The following is an 8,684-nucleotide window of genomic DNA, read 5'->3' as shown; positions in this document are numbered from 1 at the left end:
CCATCATTCATACGCACTGTGACTCATTCACCGACGATTTACTCGTCGCTGAACGAGTCCAGGCGCAAACTGGATCGCACGTAATCACACGGTGGAGAGTTGATCGAGACTGGTGCTTTCGTGGTTCGATTCCACGACTCGACGTTAGGCGGCCACAGCGGTGGGGTTCCCTCCCGTACCCATCCCGAACACGGAAGATAAGCCCACCAGCGTTCCGGGGAGTACTGGAGTGCGCGAGCCTCTGGGAAACGCGGTTCGCCGCCACCATTCATACTTACATAGCCCACTCAGGAGAGGTATCTCTCCCGAGTGGGCTTTCTGTATTTGTACAAACCGAGAGCTGTCAGCTCACCAAGCCAGTCGTTCGTCGTTTACAAGATACGAGCTAGCGGCAGCGCTATCCAGAGTGATTCCAGTCTATGCGGGCAGATATGAACTATTAATACTCCAACGGCGCCGAGTTAATACATGGGCGTTGTTAGTATCTCGATGCCGGACGAACTGGAGGAGCGAATCGACACGTTCGCCGACGAACACGGATACACGGGTCGCAGCGAGGTCGTTCGGGAAGCGGTCCGGAATCTGATGGGGGAGTTCGAGGACAAGCGGCTGGAGGACCGCGAACTGATGGCCATCGTCACAGTGCTGTTCGATTACGAGACGACGACCGTCGAGGAGAAAATGATGCACCTCCGGCACGACCACGAGTCTATCGTCGCGTCGAACTTCCACAGCCACGTCGGCGACCGGTACTGTATGGAACTATTCGTGTTGGAGGGACAGCTAGAGGACATTTCCGCGTTCGTCGGCAAAGTCCGAGCCACGAAAGACACGCTGTCAGTCGATTACTCGGTGCTGCCGGTCGACGACATAAATCTGTTTACGTGAGAGGGTGTCGACGCCGGAAAGCGCTGCCGCGTGTCGTGAGTCCACGAACTGTTTGGGACCTTCAGTAGGCGTTTAAGTCGGGCGCGCGTAGCCGGCGGCGATGAAAGACTCTATTCTCGATACAATCGGGTCCCCACTGGTCTCGGTTCGCGCGCCGGAGGGGGCAACCGTTGCAGCGAAGATCGAGTCGTTCAACCCGGGCGGGTCCGCGAAGGACCGGCCGGCGAAGTACATGATCGACGACGCCGAGCGAAACGGCACGCTCGAACCGGGTGATACGCTGGTCGAACCGACGAGTGGCAACACTGGCATCGGAATGGCGATGGTTGGCGCGACCAAAGGCTACGACGTGGTGCTGGTGATGCCGTCCTCGAAGTCACCGGAGCGCCGCCAGATAATGAAGGCCTACGGCGCGGAGATCGAACTGGTCGAGGGTGACATCTCCGACGCGAAAGAGCGCGCGGATGAACTGTGCGAGCGCGACGACTACGTCCAGTTGCGGCAGTTCGAGAACCCGGCGAACCCGAAGGCACACTACGAGACGACGGGTGAGGAGATACTCGAACAGGTGGGTGACCGGACCGTCGACGCGCTGGTGGCGGGTGTCGGTACCGGCGGGACGCTCACCGGGACCGGCCGTCGACTGCGTGAGGCGTTCCCCGAGATGGATATCGTCGCTGTCGAACCAGCCGACAACGCCGTCCTCTCCGGGATGGAACCGGGCACTGGCGAGGACAGCTTCCAGGGGATGGGGCCGGGGTTTGTCAGCGACAACCTCGATACCGACCTGTTGGACGACGTGCTGACGGTCGAACTCCCGGATGCTGAAGACGAGTGCCGTCGACTCGCCCACGAGGAGGGCATCCTCGTCGGCCAGTCCTCGGGCGCGTCGAACCTCGCCGCGCGAGAGGTAGCCGAACAACTCGTCGCAGACGGCGTCGACGACCCGCTCGTGGTCACAGTCTACTGGGACAGCGGGGAGCGGTATATGTCGACCGGGATGTTCGACTGAGCCCGGTCTGTTCTGCGCGCGCGGTGTGGCCCGAGTCAGGCCCCGAACTCCGATTCGGTCACCCTGACGATGAGCGTGTCGTCCACGTCTCGAAGGTCGTACTCGGGAATCGTGTCTCCAGTCCGTGTCAGGAGCATCGGCTCGACAAGTTCGGGTGGGCGCTCGGTCTCCATCGCCTGTGTGTCCGGCGTTGGCTCCGACTCTCCTTCCGACGAGCCTTCGGCATTAGATTCGCCGGTCACGTCCGGTTCGACAATACCGTACACCTTGAGAAAGCGACCGGTATCTTCGGGCGCAACGTCGTCGTCCCGGATCGCCGCGGCGAGATCCCGGGAGAGCCACTCCGTCTCGCTGATCGATGGATCACGAACGAACGCGGCGTCAGCGAAGCGGACGAGATACCAGTTCAAGTCGTTGAGAAGCGCCACCGCCGCCCCGAGACTCACGGTGTCGACGGCGACGGTATTCGAGAACGGTTCCTGCAGGTCGTAGGTGGCGAGTGCGTTCCGTGCGGTCTCGCGAGAGAGGAGTTCGTACCGGAGATTCACGTCCTCGCTCCCGACGAGACAGACCTGCGTCATGGCTCAACCCTGGCCCGCCCCGGAAATTTAGCTTTCGATGGGGACGACGACGCGATCCCGGGCACAGGCCTTGGCACGCTCGAACAGGTCGTCTGGTTCGGCTGTCCGAACTGCTTCGAGCGATGCATTGGTTTCCGGATGCGATGGGGCGACGCGGTTGCAACCGGTGTCGATTGTCGAGTCCTCGAAGGTTCCGATTGTCCGCGCGTGATTGGTTATCTCGGACTTGTCGACGGTGAGGTTCGGTCGGTGCACCGGGAGCGTAGTCGCGGCGTCCGTGACCGCGATGTTCGCGCTCGTCTGGCTGGATTTCTGCCCGATAGCTTCGCCGGTGACGATGCCGACGGCGTCCCGGTCCTGCCCGATAGCGTCGGCGGCCGCGAGCATGAACCGGCGGAGCACGAGCATTCGGAGCGCCCCGAGGTTTTGAGAGATGTCGGTGACGACGTCACCGGCGTCGATTACGGACAGCGACAGGTCGTGCCCGGGCGCGTACGAGGCGAGCGTCTCGACAGTCGAAACGGCTCGCGCCCGGTGGTCGGGGCCGCCGTAGTCACCCAGGTCGACGTAGACGGGAATCACGGGCGCGCCGCGTTTCATCAGCTTCCAGGCGGCGACGGGCGAGTCGATGCCGCCGCTGACGAGGGCGACGACGGGCCGCTGGGTCCCGAGCGGGAGGCCGCCGGGTCCCGCACGTTTCTCACAGAAGACGTAGGACTCGTCAGTCCGGCACTCGACGAACAGCTCGAAATCGGGGTTGTCGAGGTCGACAGCAGGCTCGCCGCCCAGTCCTTCGATTGCCTCCCAGACGGCGGTGCCACCGTCGGACTCGATGTCTGTACTCGAAAAGGGGTGAGCCTCTGCTGGTCCCGCCCGGCGGGCGTTGACGGCGAAAGCGCCGCCGTCGTACTGCTCTCGCGCAGTCGCGGCCAGTGCATCTTTGATTGCGGACAGCGTCGGGCCGACGGTCGTGACCGCCGAGGCGGAGGTGACGCCGAACGTGTCGGCCGCTGCCGCGGTCACGCCCTCAGGCTGGGCAGTGTGGACGAACAGCCGGTTCCGGCGCTGTTCGATGTCCCCTGACAAGCCGCGCGCGTCGAGCATCGCTCGGAGGTTGTCCGCCAGTTGTTCCTCCATCTTCCGGCGGACCTGATCGCTCTTGACGCCGAGTTCGCCGTGGCGGACGAGCACGCTATCGGCGTCCGGTGGATGCATGCCCGCGAGTTGACTACCGGCGAGTAAAGGGGTGTCGCCTCGCCGCCTCAGAACGTCGAGAGGTTGCCGTCGATGACCTGCCGCGTGATGTCGGTCACGTCGGCGAGTTCGTCGTCGATTGTGGCCTGGATGTCCGCTTCGACGTCGCCGACTGCGACACCGTCCTCAGTGATAACCGTCGCGTCAGCGACGTGGGGTTCGTCGATCGGTGATCCGATCTGTGAGAGCAGGCGCATCTGGACCTGTCGGATGCCGTCGACCTCGCTCGCGACGGACTGTGCGATCTCCGTCGAGAGGAGATTGTATATCTTCCCGATGTGGTTGACGGGGTTCTTCCCGGACGTCGCTTCCATGCTCATCGGGCGGTTGGGCGTGATGAGGCCGTTCGCGCGGTTCCCGCGGCCAACGGAGCCGTCATCGCCCTGCTCGGCGCTGGTGCCGGTCGTCGTGAGATAGATCGACTCGGCGTCGTAGTCGTCAGCCGTGTTGACGTGAACCGTTACGTCCCGGTCGGTGTACTCCTCGGCGAGGTCGGTGACGAACGCTTGAACGTCCGAAACAGCGGCTTTGTACGCGTCGAGGTCCGGAACGTGTTCGTCGACCATCGCAACGGCCACGGTCACGTCGATGTGATCGCCCTCGCGCTTGCCCATTACCTTCACGTCCTGGCCGACGACCGGGTTGGACTCGGCGTACTCGCCGGTCAATGTCTCCTCGGTGTTGAGAACGATCTTCTCAGTCTCTGTCAGGGGAGCATGGCCGACGCCGTAGCTGGTATCGTTCGCCATCGGAATTGCTGCTTCCTCGCCGAACACGGTCTGGAGGTCGCCCGACCCTTCGCCGAACTGGACGTCGACGATGACGTCGGAACCGAGGTCGAGGTGGGGGAACTGCTCGTCGAGGTAGTCGCGTGCGGCTTGGAGGGCAATACTCTCGGCCGGGATGCGCTCGCCGTCGAACTTCTTCGTCGCTCGGCCGACGACCAGAATGTAGATCGGCTCAAGCACTTCGCCGCCGCCGTACGCGGGGGCGGCAGTGCCGGCGACGAGTTGTGTCTCGTCGGTGTTGTAGTGCAAGACTGTGCCGAACCGGTCGATGTACGTCTGTGCCAGCGCACGCGACACTGTCTCCGCGATGCCGTCGCAGATGGAGTCCGGATGGCCGATACCCTTGCGCTCTACGACTTCGATGTCCTGATCTTCGACGGCGAGCCCGCTTGCAGGTTGGACGTGGATGTTCCGCTCGGTCATTGCCTCGACTTCGTCTGGCCGGGTTCTATAACTTACGGGAACAGATAATAGCGGAATGATTACTCGTTCGCATCGCTAAGTAGCATACCGAGATAGGAGGTCCGCTGCTGGTCACTGGGGTCCAGACTGAGGTCCTGAAGCACCTCGTAGGCCCCCTCTCGCACGGGTTCGATGTCACCGTCGGTCTCCCGTTCGACTTCGACGAACTCGCCGACGTCGTCGACAGCGTCGAGCGTGACGTCGTATTCTCGGACCTCGTACACCCGGCGGTTCTTCCGGACGGTCGCCGCGGGCTCGAAGCCGAGGTGCTGGACGATAGCGTCGATGTCGTCGCCGTCTTCGACGCCTGTTTCGAACTCCTCTCGGCTCTTCGACTCCGCTTCGAGGAGCGGCCCCTTGTAGGTGACTTTCGCGTTCGTCTCCCCCTTTCTGGTCTCGCGACGGACCCGGAACGCCTCGTCCGTCTCGGCGAAATCCCGATGGGGGGCGTCGTAGTACGTGTCCGTCTGTATCACCGTGTCGACCTGCTCGGCCCCGAGTTCGTCGAGTCGCTCCGCGACAGCCTCGATGTCCGCTGGCACTTTCACCTCGACTTCGTACATACTGTGGGGCTGGACCGGGTCGCTGAAAAACGCTCCCGTCGACCGCGCCATTTACTGTGTCCGCTCTCTCGGGTAGTAGTATGGCCGGTCGCTACGAACCGATCGATTCCCCGGACGAGACGACCCTCTTTCCGTATCACGACCTGACGCCGCCGACAGTTGCAACGGTCGCGCGCGCCCGGCAACGCATCCGACAACACCTCCCGGAGACGCCCCTAGTCCGCAGCGAAGCCCTCTCCGAAGCCCTCGACGCGGATGTCCTGCTCAAGCGTGAGGACACACTTCCGACCGGCGCGTTCAAAGTCCGCGGCGGGGTGAACCTCGTCGCGTCCCTCGACGAGGAGTTCCACGACGCCGGGCTACTCGCCGCGAGCACGGGGAACCACGGCCAGTCTATCGCCTGGGCAGGCCGCGAGTTCGACGTGCCCGTCACTATCGGCGTCCCGGAGGAAGCCAACGCCGGAAAGGTCGACGCGCTGGAGCAACTCGGCGCGGAGGTCATCCAGTATGGCGAGGACTACGACGAGGCCCGCGAACACATCGAGGAGCTTGCGACCCAGCGCGAGGCGCGTTACGTCCACTCCGGCAACGAACCGAAGTTGCTCGCCGGCGTCGGCACGGCAGGCCTCGAAATCCTCGACGAACGGCCCGATGTCGACCGCGTGTTCTGTCCCGTCGGCGGCGGCACCGCCGCGGCCGGGTACTGCATCACGCTCGGGGCGATGACCGACGCCGCTGTCGTCGGTGTGCAGGCCGCGGGCGCGCCCGCGGTGTACCGCGCTTGGCAGGAGGAGACGTTGGAGGCCCTCGACAGCGTCGACACCATCGCTGAGGGCGTCGCGACCCGGGTGCCGTTCGCACTCCCGACCGGCATACTCCAGAAGGGGCTCTCGGATTTCCGTCTCGTATCTGAGGACGCCATCGCGGACGCCGTGGCACGCCTGTTCGAGACGGACCGCATCGTCATGGAGGGGGCCTGTGCGACGGCTGTCGCTGCAGCGCTCCAGGCTGGTGACGAAGTACGGGGTGAGACGGTTGTCCTCCCCGTTTCAGGGCGGAACATCGACCGCGAGAAGTTCGACCGACTGTTGGCTGAAAGCGAGTACTAGTCGGCCACTTCCGAAGTTGCTCGACTGCTACTGACCGGGAAACGTTGTCCTTAAGAGTGCCACGACTGACGAACAGGGTATGAGCAACGAGTCTGAGACTGAAGTCGATGAGGAAACCGCAGACGAAGAAGAGCAAGCGGAGGGACTCCAGAAAGGTGATGTCGTCAAGCTCGCCTACACCGCCCGCACCGTCGACGGCGGCCAGCTTGTCGACACGACTGACGAGGAAGTCGCCGAGGACGACGGCATCGACACCGAACAGCAGGAGTTCGGCCCGCGAACCATCGTGCTGGGCGAGAACCACATCTTCCCGGACGTCGAGCAGGACATCTACGGGAAGGAGGTCGGCGACGAGGGCAACGTGACCGTTGCGGCCGCCGACGCTTTCGGCGAGTACGACGAGGAAGAGGTCCGGACGGTCTCGAAGGACAAGATTCCGGAGGACGACCGCTACCCCGGCGCGCACGTCGACATCGAGGGCGAGCACGGCCACATCGAGACCATCATCGGCGGCCGCGCGCGAGTGGACTTCAACCACCCGCTGGCCGGCGAGGACGTCGAGTACGACTACGAAATCCTCGAAGAGGTCACGGACCGCGAGGAGAAGGCCCAGGGCATCATCCAGATGATGCTCGACATGGAGCTCGACGTGTGGTTCGAGACCGACACCGTCGAGGAAGAACAGCTCGTCGAAAGCGAGGACAGCGAGGAGTCGGAAGACACCTCGGACGAGCCCGAGTACGAAACCGTCGAAGTCGAGAAGGAGACGCTCTACATCGAGGCGACGCCGCAGCTGACGATGAACCAGCAGTGGATGATGGGCAAACAGCAGATCGCCCAGCAGCTCACCCAGCTGCTCGACATCGACCGCATCATCGTGCAGGAGGAAATCGGTGGCGGCGGCATGGGCATGCCCGGCATGATGGGTGGCATGGGCGGTGCCGGCGGCGCTGACATCGAAGACGCGCTGGAAGACGCTGACGTGGACGCCGAAGAGATCGTCGAAGAGATCGAGGGCGCCGAAGAGTAACTGCGCCGCGAGCACGCCGAGCGATTCTTGAGTGATAAGCGCCAGCGAGCGCTTTTGCGGTTCCGAGCGGTAGCGACTGCCACTTTCTGACGGCACAGACGGGAGAACGGTTATATCCACGACACGTCATCACTACCCATGCGAGTATCGCTGATGTACCCGCTACTGCTCGCGCTCCCGCCCGGAATCGCCTTCGGTGTCGGCACGGTTGTGCTGACTGGCAGCGCCGGGCTTGGACTGGCAGCCGGCGTCGGCGTCGGTCTCGGACTGTTCCTGTTGATACTCGTGGGTACGGAGTTCGGCTCGACGGACAGAGAACTACAGCCCGGCCGCGAATAGAATCCGTCTCAGGCGATGTCGCGGCTGGTGTCGATGCTGACCTCTTCGACGAGATTGAGTTTGATGATGTCGGTGGGAGCTCGCCCGCCGCGGAACTTCGGAATCGCGAGGCGGTTTTCCACCTCGTCACCGGTCGTCGTGGTGTTGAGCTGGAACACCACGTCCGCGAAGTGCTCGGTCGTATCCCGAAGCGGTGGCACGTCACGGCCATCGAGACAGTGGACGATAGCGAGGCTCCCGGTGTTGACGATGTGGTTCTGCAAGTCGTTCATGAACGCGCGAAAGCGCGAGTGTGGCTCCTGGGCTTCCAGCACATCGAGCGGGTCGACGATGAGGTTCGAGGTCTCCGGCAGCGCCGAGACGAGCTTGCCGGCGTTGTCGAGGGGTGCTTCGCCGGAGATGTGCCGCACCGTCGGGTCCCCGGTGTTGGCCGGCGTCTGCTCGATGCTCGCGATGACCGACTCGGCGGTCCGGTCGAGCGACAGCCACAGCGTTCCGCGCGTGGCGGTGAGTTCATAGAGGAACAGCTCCGCCTGGCTAGCCGGCTGGGCAGAGAGCACGACGATACTCCCCGCAGGGATGCCACCATCGAGCTTTCTGTCGAGGACATCGATGCCCGTTCGCAGCCGGTTGGCCATACCACTGAGAAGTTATTTAG

Annotated in this window: 10 protein-coding genes and 1 rRNA gene; 6 read left to right on the top strand and 5 right to left on the bottom strand. The window is 63.4% G+C overall.

Going from position 1 to position 8,684, the window contains the following annotated elements:
• Positions 1-144 precede the first annotated feature (144 nt).
• The 3 genes from rrf (at position 145) to SG26_RS17025 (ending at position 1,900) form a co-directional block, all read left to right on the top strand.
• Positions 145-267: ribosomal RNA gene (gene rrf / locus SG26_RS17035) — 5S ribosomal RNA — on the top strand.
• A gap of 201 nt (positions 268-468) precedes the next feature.
• Positions 469-888, top strand: coding sequence for a CopG family ribbon-helix-helix protein (locus tag SG26_RS17030; RefSeq protein WP_014040627.1), 420 nt, complete (start codon positions 469-471; stop codon positions 886-888).
• 100 nt (positions 889-988) lie between these two features.
• Positions 989-1,900: a PLP-dependent cysteine synthase family protein gene (locus SG26_RS17025; protein ID WP_014040626.1), complete on the top strand. Its 912-nt coding sequence runs from the start codon at positions 989-991 to the stop codon at positions 1,898-1,900.
• 35 nt (positions 1,901-1,935) lie between these two features.
• On the opposite strand, the gene SG26_RS17020 is transcribed toward SG26_RS17025, so the two are convergent.
• Genes SG26_RS17020 through cyaB form a run of 4 tightly spaced genes read right to left on the bottom strand, consistent with a single transcriptional unit; the run spans position 1,936 to position 5,548 of the window.
• Positions 1,936-2,481, bottom strand: coding sequence for a DUF5804 family protein (locus tag SG26_RS17020; protein ID WP_050038212.1), 546 nt, complete (start codon positions 2,479-2,481; stop codon positions 1,936-1,938).
• A gap of 27 nt (positions 2,482-2,508) precedes the next feature.
• Positions 2,509-3,696 carry a tRNA sulfurtransferase gene (locus SG26_RS17015; RefSeq protein ID WP_050038211.1) on the bottom strand — a complete coding sequence of 396 codons (1,188 nt, stop codon included), beginning with the start codon at positions 3,694-3,696 and terminating at the stop codon, positions 2,509-2,511.
• A gap of 47 nt (positions 3,697-3,743) precedes the next feature.
• Positions 3,744-4,946 (bottom strand): methionine adenosyltransferase, encoded by a 1,203-nt coding sequence (locus SG26_RS17010; RefSeq protein WP_014040623.1) that lies wholly within the window; start codon positions 4,944-4,946, stop codon positions 3,744-3,746.
• 59 nt (positions 4,947-5,005) lie between these two features.
• Complete coding sequence (gene cyaB, locus SG26_RS17005; protein ID WP_008308731.1) at positions 5,006-5,548, bottom strand: class IV adenylate cyclase; 543 nt, start codon at positions 5,546-5,548, stop codon at positions 5,006-5,008.
• Positions 5,549-5,628: 80 nt separating this feature from the next.
• On the opposite strand from cyaB, the gene SG26_RS17000 reads away from it, so the two are divergent.
• From SG26_RS17000 to SG26_RS16990, 3 genes are all read left to right on the top strand, one after another.
• Positions 5,629-6,657 carry a threonine/serine dehydratase gene (locus SG26_RS17000; protein WP_050038210.1) on the top strand — a complete coding sequence of 343 codons (1,029 nt, stop codon included), beginning with the start codon at positions 5,629-5,631 and terminating at the stop codon, positions 6,655-6,657.
• A 79-nt stretch (positions 6,658-6,736) separates the two neighbouring features.
• On the top strand, positions 6,737-7,687 hold the full coding sequence (locus tag SG26_RS16995) for a peptidylprolyl isomerase (RefSeq protein ID WP_050038209.1): 951 nt from the start codon (positions 6,737-6,739) through the stop codon (positions 7,685-7,687).
• Between the two features lie 138 nt (positions 7,688-7,825).
• Positions 7,826-8,026: a hypothetical protein gene (locus tag SG26_RS16990; protein ID WP_008308737.1), complete on the top strand. Its 201-nt coding sequence runs from the start codon at positions 7,826-7,828 to the stop codon at positions 8,024-8,026.
• Between the two features lie 8 nt (positions 8,027-8,034).
• On the opposite strand, the gene SG26_RS16985 is transcribed toward SG26_RS16990, so the two are convergent.
• On the bottom strand, positions 8,035-8,664 hold the full coding sequence (locus SG26_RS16985; RefSeq protein ID WP_004515458.1) for a transcriptional regulator: 630 nt from the start codon (positions 8,662-8,664) through the stop codon (positions 8,035-8,037).
• Positions 8,665-8,684 lie beyond the last annotated feature (20 nt).

The sequence above is a fragment of the Haloarcula sp. CBA1115 genome, assembly GCF_000827835.1.
GTDB classification, from domain to species: Archaea; Halobacteriota; Halobacteria; order Halobacteriales; family Haloarculaceae; genus Haloarcula; species Haloarcula hispanica.
Note: the sequence above shows the minus strand (reverse complement) of the source record. Positions and strands in the feature narration are given on the sequence as shown.